This is a genomic window from Streptomyces rishiriensis, assembly GCF_003112535.1.
GTDB lineage: Bacteria > Actinomycetota > Actinomycetes > Streptomycetales > Streptomycetaceae > Streptomyces > Streptomyces rishiriensis.
In genome coordinates this window covers 174,880-190,673 of the sequence record NZ_BEWA01000002.1, presented here as the reverse complement: position 1 = coordinate 190,673, position 15,794 = coordinate 174,880, and the positions used below count along the sequence as shown (strand labels likewise).

13 protein-coding genes are annotated in these 15,794 nt (G+C 70.2%); 10 read left to right on the top strand and 3 right to left on the bottom strand.

What is annotated here, in order from left to right:
• The first annotated feature begins 196 nt into the window (after positions 1-196).
• From Sri02f_RS02555 to Sri02f_RS02520, 8 genes are all read left to right on the top strand, one after another.
• The gene (locus Sri02f_RS02555; RefSeq protein WP_108999405.1) at positions 197-1,312 is read left to right on the top strand and encodes a DegT/DnrJ/EryC1/StrS family aminotransferase; all 1,116 of its coding nucleotides are present in this window, start codon (positions 197-199) and stop codon (positions 1,310-1,312) included.
• A complete protein-coding gene (locus Sri02f_RS02550) occupies positions 1,309-2,334 on the top strand; it encodes a Gfo/Idh/MocA family protein (protein WP_108999404.1) in 1,026 nt (341 codons plus the stop codon). Before Sri02f_RS02555 ends, Sri02f_RS02550 begins: the two co-directional genes overlap by 4 nt.
• A gap of 108 nt (positions 2,335-2,442) precedes the next feature.
• Entirely contained in the window at positions 2,443-4,149 is a 1,707-nt protein-coding gene (locus Sri02f_RS02545; RefSeq protein WP_108999403.1) for a glycosyltransferase family 2 protein, read from the top strand.
• Positions 4,150-4,158: 9 nt separating this feature from the next.
• Positions 4,159-5,442 carry a nucleotide sugar dehydrogenase gene (locus Sri02f_RS02540; RefSeq protein ID WP_108999402.1) on the top strand — a complete coding sequence of 428 codons (1,284 nt, stop codon included), beginning with the start codon at positions 4,159-4,161 and terminating at the stop codon, positions 5,440-5,442.
• A gap of 250 nt (positions 5,443-5,692) precedes the next feature.
• Complete coding sequence (gene wecB, locus Sri02f_RS02535; protein ID WP_108999401.1) at positions 5,693-6,799, top strand: non-hydrolyzing UDP-N-acetylglucosamine 2-epimerase; 1,107 nt, start codon at positions 5,693-5,695, stop codon at positions 6,797-6,799.
• A 138-nt stretch (positions 6,800-6,937) separates the two neighbouring features.
• Positions 6,938-8,143: a glycosyltransferase gene (locus Sri02f_RS02530; RefSeq protein ID WP_245970368.1), complete on the top strand. Its 1,206-nt coding sequence runs from the start codon at positions 6,938-6,940 to the stop codon at positions 8,141-8,143.
• A 9-nt stretch (positions 8,144-8,152) separates the two neighbouring features.
• Entirely contained in the window at positions 8,153-8,725 is a 573-nt protein-coding gene (locus Sri02f_RS02525) for a hypothetical protein (protein WP_108999400.1), read from the top strand.
• 17 nt (positions 8,726-8,742) lie between these two features.
• Positions 8,743-10,122: a glycosyltransferase gene (locus tag Sri02f_RS02520; RefSeq protein WP_108999399.1), complete on the top strand. Its 1,380-nt coding sequence runs from the start codon at positions 8,743-8,745 to the stop codon at positions 10,120-10,122.
• Between the two features lie 81 nt (positions 10,123-10,203).
• On the opposite strand, the gene Sri02f_RS02515 is transcribed toward Sri02f_RS02520, so the two are convergent.
• The 3 genes from Sri02f_RS02515 to Sri02f_RS02505 form a co-directional block, all read right to left on the bottom strand.
• Positions 10,204-11,793, bottom strand: coding sequence for a trypsin-like serine protease (locus tag Sri02f_RS02515; protein ID WP_108999398.1), 1,590 nt, complete (start codon positions 11,791-11,793; stop codon positions 10,204-10,206).
• Between the two features lie 123 nt (positions 11,794-11,916).
• Positions 11,917-14,139: a glycosyltransferase family 4 protein gene (locus Sri02f_RS02510; RefSeq protein ID WP_108999397.1), complete on the bottom strand. Its 2,223-nt coding sequence runs from the start codon at positions 14,137-14,139 to the stop codon at positions 11,917-11,919.
• Positions 14,140-14,263: 124 nt separating this feature from the next.
• Complete coding sequence (locus Sri02f_RS02505) at positions 14,264-14,866, bottom strand: acyltransferase (RefSeq protein ID WP_108999396.1); 603 nt, start codon at positions 14,864-14,866, stop codon at positions 14,264-14,266.
• A 233-nt stretch (positions 14,867-15,099) separates the two neighbouring features.
• On the opposite strand from Sri02f_RS02505, the gene rplU reads away from it, so the two are divergent.
• Positions 15,100-15,420, top strand: coding sequence for a 50S ribosomal protein L21 (gene rplU / locus Sri02f_RS02500; RefSeq protein ID WP_007381993.1), 321 nt, complete (start codon positions 15,100-15,102; stop codon positions 15,418-15,420).
• A gap of 14 nt (positions 15,421-15,434) precedes the next feature.
• Positions 15,435-15,689 carry a 50S ribosomal protein L27 gene (gene rpmA / locus Sri02f_RS02495; RefSeq protein ID WP_007381992.1) on the top strand — a complete coding sequence of 85 codons (255 nt, stop codon included), beginning with the start codon at positions 15,435-15,437 and terminating at the stop codon, positions 15,687-15,689.
• Positions 15,690-15,794 lie beyond the last annotated feature (105 nt).

Sequence of the window (15,794 nt, the reverse complement as noted above, 5' to 3'; positions counted from 1 at the left end):
CCGGTCTCGCAGCCGGAGACGGCTGACTTCCCGCAAGGAACCCTCGCCGGGCGGGGTCCTGTGGACAAGCCGTCCGCCCGCCCACAGGCGTCGGCGGACAACCAGGGATGCGGCCGTGCTGTGCATCGACACGGCCCCTTCCCGACCGTGCATGACGTGGTGCGCCTTCTGGGTCGCCGTAGAGGAGGGGATGTCGATGACCGACGCCCATGAGTTCATACCGGCCGCCAAACCAGTGATCGGCGAGGAGGAGATCGAAGCCGCCGTGCGTGTTCTGCGCAGCGGCATGGTCGTCCAGGGGCCCGAGGTGGCCGCCTTCGAGGAGGAGTTCTCGGAGCTGGTCGAGGGACGTCACTGCGTCGCGGTCAACTCCGGCACCTCGGCGCTGCACCTGTCGCTCCTCGCCCTCGGCCTCGGCCCGGGCGACGAGGTCATCGTGCCCTCGTTCTCCTTCGCCGCCTCCGCCAACGCGGTGCGGCTGGTCGGCGCGGACGTCGTGTTCGCGGACGTCGACCCGGACACGTTCTGTCTGGACCCGGCCGCGGTCGAGGCCGCCCTGTCGCCGCGCACTGCGGCGATCATGCCGGTGCACCTGTACGGGCACCCGGCGGCCATGGACAAGATCATGGCGATCGGCCGGCAGCACGGGCTCGCCGTCGTCGAGGACGCCTGCCAGGCGCACGCGGCCGCGCTGAACGGCACCCCGGTCGGCGCCTTCGGCGCCGTGGGCACGTTCAGCTTCTACCCGACGAAGAACATGCACAGCCTCGAGGGCGGCATGATCTCCACCGGGGACGCGGAGACCGCGCGGACCCTGCGCCTGCTGCGCAACCAGGGCATGGAGAAGCGCTATGCCAACGAGATCGTCGGCGCCAACGTGCGCATGACGGACGTCTCGGCCGCCATCGGCCGCGTGCAGCGCCGCAAGCTGGACGGCTGGACCGAGCAGCGCATCGCCAACGCCGCCTACCTCACCGAGCACATCACGGCGCCGAACGTGATCACGCCGAAGGTGGCCGAGGGCGCCCGGCACATCTACCACCAGTACACGGTGCGCATCCAGGGCGACCGCGACGCCGCGATGGCCAGGCTGACCGAGGCCGGCATCGGCAACGCCGTGTACTACCCGACTCCCATCCACCGGCTGAAGCCGTACTGGGAGCCCGACCAGAAGGCCGGCCGCGACTGGGACCTGCCCGAGACGGACCGTGCGGCCGCCGAGGTCGTGTCCCTGCCCGTGCACCCGGCCCTGTCCACGCAGGACCTGGAGCGCATCGTCACCGCCGTCAATGCTCTGGGGGAGCAACTGTGAGTACCGGGAAGTCGCTGCGAGCGGGACTCGTCGGCCTCGGTTCCATGGGGCGTCACCACGCCCGTGTCCTGTCGGGCCTGGACGCCGTCGACCTCGTCGGCGTCGTCGACCCGATGGGGGACAAGTTCGGCGCCGCCCAGGGCGCGCCGATCCTGAACACCGTCGAGGAACTGATCGCCCTCGGTGTGGACTACGCGGTGGTGGCCTGCCCGACGCATCTGCACGAAGAGGTCGGTCTGGCGCTCGCCGACGCCGGCGTCTGCGCGCTGATCGAGAAGCCGGTCGCGGAGTCCGTGGAGGGCGCCCGCCGTCTCGTCGAGGCCTTCGAGTCGAAGGGCCTGGTGGCCGGCGTCGGTCACATCGAGCGCTGCAACCCGGCGCTGCTCTCGCTGCGCTCCCGCCTGGAGGCCGGCGAGCTGGGTGACGTCTACCAGGTCGTCACCCGCCGCCAGGGTCCCTTCCCGCACCGCATCGCGGACGTCGGCGTCGTCAAGGACCTCGCGACGCACGACATCGACCTCACCGGCTGGGTGACCGGACGCCAGTACGTGTCGATCGCCGCGCACACCGTCTCCAAGAGCGGTCGTGAGCACGAGGACATGGTCTCCGCGGTGGGCCGCCTCGACGACGGCACCATGGTCAACCACCTGGTGAACTGGCTGAGCCCGCTCAAGGAGCGGTTCACGTCGGTCACCGGCGAGCGCGGCTGCTTCATCGCCGACACCCTCACCGCCGACCTGACGTTCCACTCCAACGCGGCCGTGACCACCGAGTGGGAAGCCCTGCGGGCCTTCCGCGGCGTCTCCGAGGGCGACATGATCCGGTACGCCATCCCGAAGCGCGAGCCGCTGCAGGTCGAGCACGAGCTCTTCCGGGACGCGGTGCTCGGCAAGCCCGTCGACATCTGCTCCCTGCGCCAGGGCATGCGGACCGTCGAGGTGGCGGCGGCGCTTCTGGAGTCGGCCGCCCACAACACCAGCGTTACGCTTCCGGTGGAGGACCTGGCCGTCCATGGCAGCTGAGCATCACACATCGGGGGAACGGTGCGTGCTCGGCGGGACTCCTATGTTCTGTGAGACTTTCCCCGCAGGACCCAGCCGGCACGGCCGGCGGAGACCAGGAGCCCTAGCATGAGTGCTGCGCCTGACGTCAGTGTCGTCGTCGCGGTGTACAACACGATGCCGTACCTGACGGAGTGCCTGAACTCCCTGGTCAAGCAGACCATCGGACGCGAGCGGCTGGAGATCGTAGCCGTCGACGACGGTTCCACCGACGACAGCGGCCGCGAACTCGACCGGTTCGCGGCCCTGTACCCGGACACCGTCAAGGTGATCCACCAGGCGAACTCCGGTGGCCCGGCCGCGCCCAGCAACCGGGCGCTGGAACTGGCGACCGGCCGGTACGTGTACTTCATCGGCTCCGACGACTACCTCGGCGAGGAGGCGTTGCAGCGCATGGTGAAGTACGCCGACAAGCACGACTCGGACGTGGTCGTCGGCAAGATGGTCGGCACCAACGGCCGTTACGTCCACCAGGCGCTGTTCCAGCACGGCGACCGGGACGTCAGCCTGGACGAGCCGGGGGTGCCCTTCACCCTGGCCAACACCAAGCTCTTCCGCCGCGAGATGGTGGAGAAGTACAAGCTGCGCTTCCCCGAGCACATGGCCGTGGGCAGCGACCAGCCGTTCACCATCGAGGCCCTGGTGCGGGCCCGCAAGATCTCGGTGGTGGCGAACTACACCTGCTACTACGCGGTCAAGCGCGGCGACGCCAGCAACATCACCTACCGGGCCGACCATCTCTCCCGGCTCGAGTGCACCGCCGAGATGATGAACTTCGCGGCCGGCCTCATCGAGGCGGGTCCGCAGCGCGACGCCCTGCTGCGCCGGCACTTCACCTGGGAGCTGGCCAAGCTCGTCCAGGACGACTTCCCGGCCCTGGACCGCGAGGTGCGGGTGAAGATCTGCGCGGGCATTGCCCGACTCGCGGACGCGTACTTCACCGACGGCATCCGTGACGCCATGGACGTCAAGCGCCGGGTGCGCATCGCCCTGGCGCAGGCCGGCGCGGTCGACGAGCTGTGCGAGGCGATCGTCTCGGAGCCGGAGAACGGCGTCACGTTCGTCGTCGAGGGCGAGCACGTCTTCGCGCGCTACCCCGGCTTCCGTGACCCGCGCATCGGACTGGCCGACCATGTCTTCGAGGTGCTGGCCGGGGACTCGGTCGCCGCCCAGCTCGCCCCGGGCACCAAGCTGCTGGCCTCCGACTGGGAGCAGCAGGGCGACGGACTGACCTACTCGGCGTCCGTGCGGGTGCCCGTCGTCGGCGTGACCGACGGCATGACCCTGCGGCTCACCAAGGGCGCCATGCCCAAGTCGGCCGACAAGCCGGGCGCCCGGAAGCTGAAGCCGAACCACAAGACCCCGGCGCCCGTGGGCGAGCAGCTCGTCAAGCCCGCCGAGGACGGCGCCGCAACCGTGCTGCACGCCCGGATCCCGTTGGAGTACGTCACCGCCAAGCGCGGTGTGCGGGTGTACGTGGACCTGGCGGGCGCCACGTACGAGGTACCCGTGCCGGGCACCGGCCTGCCCATGCCGCTGGCCCGCCGGTGGGGCCGGGAGGGGGACCCCTACCGGGCGTCGGCCATCGTCAACGACAAGGGGCGTGTCGTGATCGACACGGCTCAGATGTACCCGCCGAAGAGCGCTCTGGTCCTGCGGGCGCTGGCAGCTCCCGGCCGGAAGCTGAAGTCCCTGGCCGTCCGCTCCAGGGCGGTCGGCGTCAGAAAGTTGAAGTCCGCCGGTTTCAAGAAGCCGACCGGTTCCAAAAGGAAGTAGCGACCCTCCATGAACATCTGTGTAGTAGCACTCGGCAAGATCGGCCTGCCGCTGGCCGTGCAGTTCGCCTCCAAGGGCCACCGGGTCATCGGCGCGGACGTCAACGAGAAGGTCGTCGAGCTGGTCAACGCCGGCGTCGAGCCGTTCCCCGGCGAGCACGACCTCGACGTCAAGCTGAAGCAGGCCGTCGACGCCGGGCTGCTGAGCGCGACGACCGACACCGCGTCCGCGGTCGCCGAGTCCGAGGCCGTCGTCGTGGTCGTCCCGCTGTTCGTGGACGCCGAGGGCACCCCGGACTTCGGCTGGATGGACTCCGCGACGAAGGCCATCGCGCAGGGCCTCAAGCCCGGCACGCTGGTCTCGTACGAGACGACCCTCCCGGTCGGCACCACCCGCACCCGCTGGGCGCCGATGCTGGCCGAGGGCTCCGGCCTGACCGCGGGCGACGACTTCCACCTCGTCTTCTCCCCGGAGCGCGTCCTGACCGGCCGCGTCTTCTCCGACCTGCGCCGCTACCCCAAGCTGGTCGGCGGCATCGACGAGGCGTCCGGCGCCCGTGGCGTGGAGTTCTACGAGCAGGTCCTCGACTTCGACGAGCGCGCCGACCTGCCGCGGCCGAACGGCGTCTGGGACCTGGGCACCGCGGAGGCCTCCGAGCTGGCCAAGCTCGCCGAGACCACCTACCGGGACGTCAACATCGGCCTGGCGAACCAGTTCGCGCGCTTCGCCGACCAGAACGACATCGACGTCAAGAAGGTCATCGAGGCCTGCAACTCGCAGCCCTACAGCCACATCCACCAGCCGGGCATCGCCGTCGGCGGCCACTGCATCCCGATCTACCCGCGGATGTACCTGTGGAACGACCCGGCCGCGACCGTCGTGCGCTCCGCGCGTGAGGCCAACGCCGCGATGCCCGAGTACGCCGTCGACCTGCTGGCCGCCGCGTACGGCGACCTGACCGGTGTGAACGTGCTCGTCCTGGGCGCCGCCTACCGCGGCGGCGTGAAGGAGACGGCCTTCTCGGGCGTCTTCCCGACCGTCGAGGCCCTCAAGGCGCGCGGCGCGGTCCCGTTCGTCTCGGACCCGATGTACACCGACGCGGAGCTCCTCGCGCACGGCCTCACCCCGCACGCGGGCGAGAAGGTCACCGCGGCGATCCTGCAGGCCGACCACGCCGAGTACCGCACCCTGACCCCGGCCGACCTGCCGGACGTCACCGTCCTGGTCGACGGCCGTCGCACGACGGACCCGGAGGCCTGGAAGGGCGTCCGCCGCGTCGTCATCGGCGGCTGAGGCGCTCGTCCGCGAACGTCCGCGAACCGTCCTGTGGTCCCGCCCCCGTTACCGGGGGCGGGGGCTTCGGTACGGCGCCGACGCACCGGTTCGCCGGCGGTGACGGCGACGACGGACGTCGTCCCGGCCCTCCGCCCGCGGGCGCGAAAGCGCCGTGCGCCCCAGCAGTTCCGGCCCCTGGGGGCCTCAGGGCCTCCAGTATGATTACGCCGATCTCCCCACCGCCCCGGACCAGAATGAAGAGTGCGCAGTGAAAGTCATCAGCATCGTCGGAGCCCGGCCCCAACTGGTGAAGCTCGCGCCCATCGCGGCCGCGTTCGCCGGGACCGGACACGAGCATGTCATTGTGCACACCGGGCAGCACTACGACGCGGATCTGTCCGACGTCTTCTTCCAGGGGCTCGGCATTCCCGACCCGGACGTTCACCTCGGGGTCGGTTCGGGCAGCCACGGAGTGCAGACCGGTGCGGTCCTCTCCGCCCTCGACCCGGTCTTCGAGCGGGAGCAGCCGGACTGGGTCCTGGTCTACGGCGACACCAACTCCACGATCGCCGGCGCCCTGTCGGCCGTGAAGATGCACCTGCCGGTCGCGCACCTGGAGGCCGGCCTGCGGTCCTTCAACCGCCGTATGCCGGAGGAGCACAACCGCGTGCTCACCGACCACAGCGCGGACGTGCTGCTCGCCCCGACCGAGGAGGCCATGCGCCACCTCGCCGACGAGGGCCTGAAGCAGCGCGCGGTGCTCGCCGGGGACGTCATGGTCGACATCTGCCTGAAGATCCGCGACGCGGTCCTCGCGGGCGAGCACCCGGCGCCGGTCCTGCCCGAGGGCATCGACCCCGGGCAGCCGTTCCTGCTGGCCACGATCCACCGGCCGGACAACACGGACGACCCGGAGCGGCTCGCCGCGATCGTCGACTCCCTCGCCGGGCTGCCGGTGCCCGTCGCGCTGCTCGCGCACCCGCGGCTCGTCGCCCGTGCCAAGGAGCACGGCATCGAGCTGACGAAGGGGTCGCTGCACGTCGGCCGCCCGCTGCCCTACGCCGGTCTGATCGCCGCGGTGCTGGCGTCGTCGGGTGTCGTCACCGACTCCGGCGGTCTGCAGAAGGAGGCGTTCCTGCTGGAGCGCGTCACCACCACGATCCGTCCGGAGACGGAGTGGGTGGAGACGGTCGAGACCGGCTGGAACGTCCTCGTCCCGGACCCGCACACGCTGCCCGCCGCCGAGTGGGCCGCCAAGGTCACCCGTGACGCGCCGACCGCGGACAAGGGCACCCCGTACGGTGACGGGCGCGCCGCGCACAACGTCGTCCGCATCCTCGAGGAATGGCAGACCCTGGTCCGCAACGGCGAGTGACCCGCTCGGGCCGCCGGTCCTCGGGACCGGCGGCCGGTCCGATCTGATCCGGTCCCGAGTGGTCCGATCCGGTCCCGAGCGGTCCGCGACGCCGGTGATAATCTGACGCCTCGCTGGGCAATCTCGAAGGAAGTCGACATGAAGCAGGCAACATCCCGGGATGTGGCCGTGATCACGCCGTGGTATCCGACGCGGGAATTGCCTTTCCGGGGGTCCTTCGTCCAGGCCATGGTGGAGGCGACGGCGCCGGGTTGCGACAGCCTCACCGTGTACCACGGCGATCCTTGGGTGGCCCCCATGGACGCGGCGGCGACCAAGGCCGTCGAGGCGGCCAACGCCAAGCTGATGTCCCGGGCCGTGCACCGCGTGCCCACCGCGGGCGGCGCCGGACTTCTGCAGTATCCCGTCACCGTTCCCCGCGGCCAGAACCACGGCGCCCAGGCGCTCAACCACGAACGGCAGCTGCGCAGCCTGCTCGGCGGCAAGCCCCTTCCCGCCGACGTGGTGCACGCCCATGTGGGCCTGCCCAGCGGCTGGGCGGCGCTGAAGAACGCGCGGCCCGGCGCCAAGGTGTTCGTCACCGAGCACGCGTCGTTCCTGGACAAGGTCTTCGACGATCCCGACGCCGTTCCGCTGTACGACGAGCTCCTCGAGGGCGTCACCGGCTTCCTCGTCGTCGGTGACAAGATCACCGAGACCCTGGAGCGCCAGTTCCCGCACCACGCGGACAAGATCCTGCGCATCCCGAACCCGATCTCCTTCGACGCCCCGCGACCGGAGCCGGTGAAGGACCTCACCAAGTGGATCTACCTCGGCACCCTGGGCGAGCACAAGGGCGTGGGCTGGCTCCTCGAGGCGTTCGCCCAGTGCCACGCCGAGGACCCGACCCTCACCCTCACCCTCGCCGGTGAGGGCCCGTTGCGCCGCCCGCTCACCGAACGCGTCGCCGAACTCGGCCTGGGCGACGCGGTCGAACTGCTCGGCTCCATCCCCCATGAGCGGGCGCTGGAACTGATGCGCGAGCACGACCTGCTGGTGCATCCCAGCCGGTACGAGACGTTCGGCATGACGATCGTCGAAGGGCTCGCCGCCGGTCTGCCGGTGCTGGTCACCCGATGCGGCGGACCCCAGAAGATCCTCGCCGGCATCGAGGACGCCGCGGGCGAGCTCATCGACGTCGAAGAGAACGCCGAGTCGATCAGCGACGGCTTCCGCCGGCTGCGCGCCCGCTTCCTCGACAAGGGGCTGGACCTCGGCCGCGCCCGGGCGAAGCTCGCCGCGGACTACGGCTACGAGGCCGTGGCCCAGGCGCACTACCGACTCTGGTTCCCCGACTCCCCGTGATGGAGTGACATGCAGGTCCTGTTCCTGGCCCTCGGCGCCGCACGCAAGCGGGCCGTGGTCGAAGAAACCGCTGCCGTCGCCGAGGCGGGCGGCCGGGTCGTCGTCCTGGTGAACGACAAGAAGCGCTGGGCGACCGAGGACTTCGCCGCGGGCGTGAAGCTGATGACGCCGGACGAGCTGGAGGCACGGCACCTGCCGCGCCGCCTCGAGCGCGCGGTGCTCTACAAGGCGCCCCGAAGCGTGGCCGGCGCCCTCGGCCGCGGACCGCTCAGGGCGCGGACGCAGAAGGCCCTCAAGGCGTACGAGAAGCGGGTGGCGGGGCGGGTGCACCGCCGGGTCTTCCTGCCGTTGCACCGCAGGGTGTGGCCCGCTGTCGGGGCACGCATGGTCCAGCGGTGCTTCGGCGCGCAGGGCGGCCCCGAACTCGTCGTGGTCGCCGACGCCCTGTCGATCCCGCACGCGGTGCAGCTGCTGGAGACCTGGCATTCCGGCGGCCAGGGAACCCCGCGCGTCGCCTACAGCGTCGATTCCGTCGTACCGTCACCCGTCGCTGCGCCCGTGCAGCACTCAGCCGCTCGCTGACCAACCGAGGAAGACCGATGAAGAACCGTAGCGACCGGCGCCCCCGCGTGCTCTATCTGGCGTTCTACTTTCCGCCGTCGCGGGCGAGTGGCGTCTACCGCGCCCGCGCCACGGCCAACCACCTGGTGGAGAAGGGGTGGGACGTCACGGTCTGCGCGGCTCCGCTCGACTTCCTCTACGACGTGATCGGCTCCGTCGACGAGGAGCTGTCGAAGACCGTCGACCCCAGCATCCGCGTCGAGCGTCCCTCGCTGAACCACTACACCTGGCAGCACGATCTGCGGGAGTTCAGCTGGCTGCGCCGCAGCTTCCCGCTGATGGCCAAGCGGGTCTACCAGTTCAGCCAGACGAAGCTCTTCCCCGAGCGCTACTCCTCCTGGGCGTGGGCGTCCGTCGTACGGGCGCTGAAGCTGCATTCCAAGAAGCGGTTCGACGTGGTCATCGCGACCGGCAACCCCTTCGCCTCGTTCGGCGCGGCCTGGATGTTCAACAAGCTCACGGGCGTCCCGTACGTCATGGACTACCGGGACTCGTGGACGCTGGAGATCTTCCAGGACGAGCCGGCCTTCCCCGAGGGCCACATCGCGTGGGGGTGGGAGAAGCGGATGCTGGCGAAGGCCTCGGCCTCCGTCTTCGTCAACGAGGCGCTGCGCGGCTGGCACGCCGAGCGCTACCCGGACGTGGCGGACCGCATGATGGTCGTGCCCAACGGCTGGGACCCGGACGTGCTTCTGCCGGCCGAGAGCGGCGCCGCCGGGGAGCCGGCCGTGAGCGAGGCCGGCCAGGACCAGCCGCGCCCGCTGAAGTTCGCCTACCTCGGCACCCTCACGGCGAAGCAGCCGTTGGACGAGATGGCCGAGGCGTTCAAGATCGCCAGACGGCATCCCGATCTGGCCGACGCCGAGCTGCAGCTCCACGGTCACCTCGGCTTCTTCAAGAACAGCCCCGGAGCGCTCAGGGCGCGCCTCGGCCTCAACGAGGACGGCGACCACCTGGAGGGCGTGGAAGACAACGGTCTGCGCTACCTCGGCCCGGTCTCCAAGACCGAGGTCGGCCGGGTCTACGAGGATGCGGACGTCCTGGTCTTCCTGGCGGGCGGCGGCCGGTACGTCACCTCGGGCAAGATCTTCGAGTACATGGCGTCCGGTCACCCGATCGTCTCGGTGCACCAGCCGGGTATCGCCGCGCAGGATGTGCTCGACGGCTATCCGCTGTGGTTCAACGCCAACAGCCTGGACGTGGACGCGCTGGCCGCGTCGATGGTGGCGGCGGGCAAGGCGGCCCGTGATCTCACGCCGGACCAGCGTGCGGTGGCCCAGCAGCACGCGCAGACGTACACCCGCGAGGCGACGCTCATCCCGTTCGAGGAGCGGCTGCGGGAGATCGTCGGCTCGTGACGCGACGTACGACGTGAGGTGGCGCCCGGCCGGGAGTTCCGGCCGGGCGCCACCTCGTTCGTGCAAGGGCAGCGTGCCGGGTCAGCTGATGAGGCTGTAGACGTTCCAGCCGCCGCCGATCTTCACCCGGTTCTGGAAGGGCGCCGAGGCGTTGCCGGTGCCCTTGTACAGCCAGAGGTAGCCGGCGCTGTCCCGGGCGTAGAAGTCCGCCCTGCCGTCGCCGTCGGTGTCACCGGACGCCGCGTACGCGGTGTAGTTCCAGCCGCTGCGGCCGACCTGGGCGCGGGCCTGCCAGGGAGCGTCGCCCCTGCCCGTGCCCTTGTAGATCCACAGCCGGCCGGCGGTGTCGCGGGCGAGCAGGTCGGGCTTGCCGTCGCCCGTGTAGTCGCCGCTGCCGAAGAGGGTGTATCCGGCCCAGCCGGTGCCGGTCTTCCACTTGCCGCTGAGGCCCTGGCCGGCGCCCGGCCGGAAGGCGTAGACCCACTGCACGCCGTTGCCGTCGACCGTGACGATGTCGGGGACGCCGTCGCCGCTGACGTCGCCGGGGACGGTGATCGACCGCATGCTGTTCCAGCCGCTGCCGATCTTCGTCTCGTAGCGGTCGCGGGTCCAGTTCCCCCAGCCCTCGTAGACGTAGACGTCGTAGCTCTGGTAGAGATCGCCCGAGGCGGTCCGGTAGACGTAATCCTGGAATCCGTCCCCGTTCACGTCGACCTGCCGGTAGCGGCTGTAGGGCGCGGTGAGGGTGGGCCACTGGCTGCGGGGCTTCAGACCGCTGCCGGTGCTGTCGTACTCGTACCGCTTGCCGGCCGGTGTCATCGCGAACAGGTCGGCCAAGCCGTCACCGTTCAGGTCGGTGTCGTTGATCCGGGCGCTCATCTGCCCGATGAGGGCGCTCACCTTGGTGAACACGGCACGGCTGCCCTCGGCGGTGCAACTGGAGCCGGTCGGGCGGGAGTAGACGCCGACGAGCCGGCCGTTGACGACCAGCGGACCGCCCTCGTCGCCCGTGCACGGCGTCCCGCCGCCGGTGTCCTGCTCAGGAGGCGGGGGAGTGGTACAGAACATCCGTCCCGGCGTCCACGCCGCCCCGGCGGCCTCGGCGCACTCCGTGTCGGGCCGGACCTCCAGAGACGCCCTGCGCAGGTTGGGGGAGGGCGTCCGGGAGTCGCCGCTGGTGCTGCCCCAGCCGGCGAGGGCGCCGACCGTCCCGGGCGTGTCCGCGCCGATGTCCCAGGAGGCGGCCGGACGCACGTAGGCGGAGGTGTGCAGCGGGTCGCGCGTGGTGAGGACCGCGATGTCGTCGCGGCCGGTCGCGGGGTCGTAGCCCGGCGCCGTCCAGGTGCGTTTCACCACCGAGGCGTTGGAGTCCTCGCCCCCGGGGTCCATCTCCGTCTCCGCCAGGAGGCTGGTGGTGCCGGAGGCCACCCGCACGCTCTTGGCTCCCGTCACGCAGCCCGCGGACGTCACCACCTTGTGCGCGCCCACGGCCGCGCCGCCGCAGATCCGCACGCTCCCGTCGGGCTGGGTGGCGTGGATCTGCACCATCCAGTCGGACGTGGTGGCCGTGCCGCCGCCCACCACGGCATGCGCGGGCGCCGCGCAGAGCATTCCGCCCGTGAGGGCCGCCACGGCCGCCGCCGTCGGCAGGGTCCTGCCGAGAACTGACATGAGATTCCCCCCTGTTGGTGAACCGACGCATCTCACGGTGTTCGACCGGCCGGGGCGGAAAAAGGTTGTGGGCGGCACCACCGAGGAAAGAGGTGGTACCGCCCAGCAACCTGGCAGCTCAGATCACTCGGTGTCGTAGACCTTGCGGTCCAGGCTCGTGGTGACCTTCAGGTGCGGGTGGGACTTGGCCCACTTCCAGCCCGTCACCGTGGAGTTGATGTCGCTGACGAACACGTGATCCACCTGGTCCAGGCTGAGCTCGGGCAGGACGCGCCGCTTGGCGATCCGTGCCAGGAGCTGCGGCCTGACCTCCTTGTAGGTGCGGTTGAACACCTTCTTGTGCCAGGCGTTGGCGACCTTGGTGTGGGCCCGCTGCACAGTGGCGACGGCCAGCTCCGGGCCGAGCGCGTCGCGGTTCTTCGCGGCGATCTTCTGGGCCCGGCGCAGCACCGCACGGGGTGCGCGGTAGACGAGGAAGCGCTCGGCCCGCGGGATGCGCAGCTTCTTCTCGGCGTCCTCGATGCTCAGCACCGGCACACCCGGCCCGAGGCCCATCCGCGCCCACTGCCGCGTCGACTGCGCGGTGACGATGGTGACCTCCACGCCCCGGTCCACGAGGTCGTTGGCGAAGTTGGCGATGCGACGGGGCTTTCCGGGGGTCAGCGCGAGGATGACAGCGCGTCCGACGGGCTCGGCGGAGTCACCGGCTGCGTCCTTCTTCTTCCCCGCGGCGACCTTCGTCTTCGCTTCCTGTACCTCCCTGGTGACGGGAGGCTCGGGGATGGGGGCGAGGGCGCCGTTGTAGACGTCGAGGAGCTGCTCGGCGACGGCCTCACGCCCGTAGCGGCTTTCCAGGATCTTCCGGGCCCCACGCAGATCGAGCTCATGTGCCCGGTCGCGAAGTCGCCAGTACGCGTCCACGATGACGGCGGGGTCGGTGCTGACGTCCATGAGTGCGCCGACCATCGGCTCGATGCCGGCCATGGTCTCGTCGGGGCCGCCGCTGCGGGTGGTGAGCACGGGGAGGCCGGTGGCGATCGCCTCGACGATCGTCATCCCGAAGGTCTCCAGCTTGCTGGCGTGCACCAGAAGGTCGTACTCGTGCATCAGTGTGCCGACGGCTTCGGGAGCGACAGGCGGAAGGATCCGGAACCGGTCGCCCAGTTTCAGTTCCGCGCCCCGCTCGCGCAGTTCGTCGTCGAGCGGGCCGTGGCCGACCATGGTGAGCGTCGCGTCCGGTTCCTTCGCGGCGACCCGCGCAAAGGCCTCCAGCAGCTCCGTGACGCCCTTCTGCTTGACCAGGCGCCCTACGTACAGCCAACGGAGCATCTCGGGTGAACGTTCGGGACCCGGAACGAAGCGATCGAAGGCGACCACGTTCGGTATCACGCCGATCTTGGCCGCGTGCTTCGGGAACCGCTCGACGATCTGGTCACGCAGCACGGACCCGACGCAGATGACCGCGTCCGCACGCTCCAGCATCTCGCCGTAGAGCCGTTCCCCCTGTTCCTGCGCGAACACCTGGTCCAGGAAGGTGGCGTGTTCCGTCACGACGACACGCGCGTCCGGGCGGGCGAGCTTGAGGGCCAGCACGCCGCCGTAGATGCCCGCGTGGGCGTGGACGAGGGGCGCTTCGATGCGGCCGGTGGGCAGGGCGCTGCGCACCGCCTCCACCTGGGCCTCGACCCAGGGGGCGTAGTTCTTGCGGCGGATGAGCGGCACGGGGACGCGGACGAGCGTGCCCTCCGGCGTGTCCAGGACCTGGCCGAGGGCGGAGCGCTCCCGGAGGCGTTTGACGGTCGCCGGGATCGCGTCGCCGAGCGCGCCGGGTGCCTTGCCGGACCAGTCCTCGGTGTGGAAGACGGTGACGCGGTCGTACTCGTCGCCGACAGCGGCGGTGGCTGCCTGGACGAAGGACCCGGCGTAGGGGTTGTTCGGGGACGGGTACCAGGGCGTGAGCACGGCCAGGTCGGCGGGCGCGATCTCGCGCCCGGCACCGTGCGGCTCCAGAAGCAGTTCGAGCTCAGGCCGTCGACGGCGGGCGATCCAGGCGATCGGCAGCGCCTGAGCGTCACCGGCGATGATGGTGTCCGCCTGGGCGAACGGCCCGGACTTCGCCCCCGCGAGCTTCTTGGCGGCTGCCCAGCCGCCGTCCTTGCCGGGGGCGACGCGGACGATGTCCACACCGTCCAGCCGACCGAGCTCGGTCAGGGCGTCCTTCCACTCCGTATCGTCCGACACCACCAAGGAAACCCTGGTTCCCGAGGCGGCGAGTTCCTTCACCTGCTCGCGCGCCGCTCGCACTCGGTACGTACCCAGTGCGAGATAGAGCACGTGGCTGTTCATCCGGATCCCTTTCGCCCTTTCAACTGCGCGCCGCGTGTCCGATACGGGTCCAGTTGGGTAATGCGACGCGGCAGCGCAACCCTACCCGCGGCGACATCGCATCCCTGCACGCAGCCGGGCGTCGTCAGCCCTCGCGTTCCGTGAGGACGCCGTCCTTCTCCTCGTACAGCGTGCCGGTCTGCGGGCACTTCCAAAGTCCCGCCATGCCGTCCTCTTCCACCAACTTGACGCCGGCGCGGCCTGTCCAGCCCACCTGACGGGCCGGGACGCCCACTACCAGGGCGAAGTCGGGCACGTCCTTCGTTACCACGGCACCCGCGGCGACCATGGCCCAGCGGCCGATCGTGATCGGTGCGACGCACACCGCGCGGGCGCCGATCGAGGCGCCGTCGGAGATCCTCACCCCGACGGCCTCCCAGTCGCCGCCGCGCTTCTGGTTGCCGTCAGGGTCCACGGAACGCGGGTTGTGGTCGTTGGTGAGCACCACGGCCGGACCGATGAAGACACCGTCGCCGAGTTCGGCGGGCTCGTAGACGAGCGCGTAGTTCTGCAGCTTGCAGTTGTCGCCCATCCGCACGCCCGAGCCGACGTAGGCGCCGCGGCCGACGACGCAACCCTCACCGAGGCGTGCGCCCTCACGGATCTGCGCGAGGTCCCAGACGCTGCTCCCGGCGCCGATCTCGGCGCTGTCGTCGACCTGGGCGCTGGGCTGGACCCTGTAGTTCACTTCTTCGCCTTCCGGGTGTCTGGCATCTCGGTGCGAGCATACGGGCCCGGTTTGACCCCTCAAGCCCGGCCCCGTAGCCTTGACCCTCGGCGTGTCGGTTGACATGCCACATCTCCGTAAACCCTCTTCCTCCCGGGTACCGGTACCTAGGTGGCCGGGAGAGGCCGTCCGTGTTCGTTCCCGGGTGGCTGGACTGCGGGGATGCCGTCCCAGAGCGAGAGAGTGAGATCCGCGTGTACGCCATCGTGCGCAGCGGTGGTCGCCAGCACAAGGTTGCTGTCGGCGACATCGTTGAGGTTGACAAGATTTCCACTGCCAAGGTTGGCGACACGGTCGAGCTCTCGACCCTGCTCGTTGTCGACGGTGACGCTGTGACCAGCGACCCGTGGGTTCTGGCCGGCATCAAGGTCCAGGCCGAGGTCGTGGACCACCACAAGGGTGTCAAGATCGACATCCTTCGCTACAAGAACAAGACCGGCTACCGCCGTCGTCAGGGCCACCGCCAGCAGTACACGGCGATCAAGGTCACTGAGATCCCCGCGGCTGCGAAGTAAGGGACTGAGGAGACATGGCACACAAGAAGGGCGCATCGTCCACCCGGAACGGTCGCGACTCCAATGCCCAGCGGCTCGGCGTGAAGCGCTTCGGCGGTCAGGTCGTCAACGCGGGTGAGATCCTGGTCCGCCAGCGCGGCACGCACTTCCACCCCGGCGCGGGCGTCGGCCGTGGCGGCGACGACACGCTGTTCGCCCTGAACGCCGGTGCGGTGGAGTTCGGCACCCACCGTGGCCGCAAGGTCGTGAACATCGTTCCGGTCGCCTGATCGGAAGCTTTCGCGAGGCGGACCTCACTTCCCGTGCGGGAAGGCGGGTCCGCCTTTCGCGTGTTACGCAGTAGACAGATACGTACGTTTCGTTTAGTAGCAAGT